1 protein-coding gene is annotated in these 957 nt (G+C 61.0%); it reads right to left on the reverse strand.

All coding sequences use genetic code 11. The features are described 5' to 3' along the window. A partial coding sequence (locus G6N74_RS30415) for an HlyD family secretion protein (protein ID WP_165121724.1) occupies positions 1-857 on the reverse strand: 857 nt, incomplete at its 3' end. Positions 858-957: the final 100 nt, after the last annotated feature.

Consider the following 957-nt stretch of genomic DNA (forward strand, 5'->3'; position numbering starts at 1 on the left):
ACCATGCCGATCTTCATGACCTGCGCCTCGATCTGGCCGAAACCGGCGACAAGGGCCTCCCTGCCGGCTTCTGCCGGGATCAGCACGCCCGCAGGCCGCATCACGGGATTGACGATATCTCCCTTGCGAAGGGTAAATTGCTCAAGCGTTCCGTCCACGCCCGCATAGACGACCGTCTTGTCCAGCTCGACCTGTGCCTGCGCAAGCGTGGCTTCGGCGGTAGCCTTTTGCGCCGGCAGCACTGAAGAAATCTGGGCCTCTACGGACTGTTTGCCTGCCAGCGCGGCCGACACCGCGGCCTGGCGGCCGTCGACGATATTTCGAAGCTTCTCGATCTCTCGCTGGGCAACCGCGTTGGCGTTTCGCTTCTGCAGCTCGGTCTTGGTGTCGAGTTCGTCGACGGCTTGCTGATATGCGCTCTGCGCTTCCTGGATCTTGGCGTCAGCCCCCGCGAGATCAGTCTTCGCCAGCTCCAGTGTCGCATCGATCTCGGACACGCGCCGCCGCGCGGTTTCCAAGGCGGCCTCCTGCTCCGAACTGTCGAGTTTGAAGATGGGCTGGCCGGCTTTCACCTTCTCCCTGAAGCCGGCATAGACCTCTTCGACGCGGCCGACGCCTTCGGGAATGATGGGCACGGTGCGATAAAAGGAAACGGCGCTGTTCGTCGACGGGTGAAAGTAAAGAATGAGCGTCAGAAGAGATATGGTGAGCATCAGGCAGGCGGTTATTCCATAGCGAAGCTCGTACCAGACCGAATACAGCGTGAGCTCATGTCCGATCCGTTTTCCCTGTACGAAACGGCGATGGAGAAAATCGGGAAGGATGGTGACGATCGAGCACAGCAGAACTTCGATCATGGCTCGCGTCCTTCTGCCGGCGCCCGGCCATGCAGTACGACGGGGGGTGCAGGTGACGGCGGTGCGTTATTCTCCTTGGTCGGAGCACTGGCTGTGCCGT

This window comes from Mesorhizobium zhangyense (assembly GCF_011045115.1).
GTDB classification, from domain to species: domain Bacteria; phylum Pseudomonadota; class Alphaproteobacteria; order Rhizobiales; family Rhizobiaceae; genus Mesorhizobium_M; species Mesorhizobium_M zhangyense.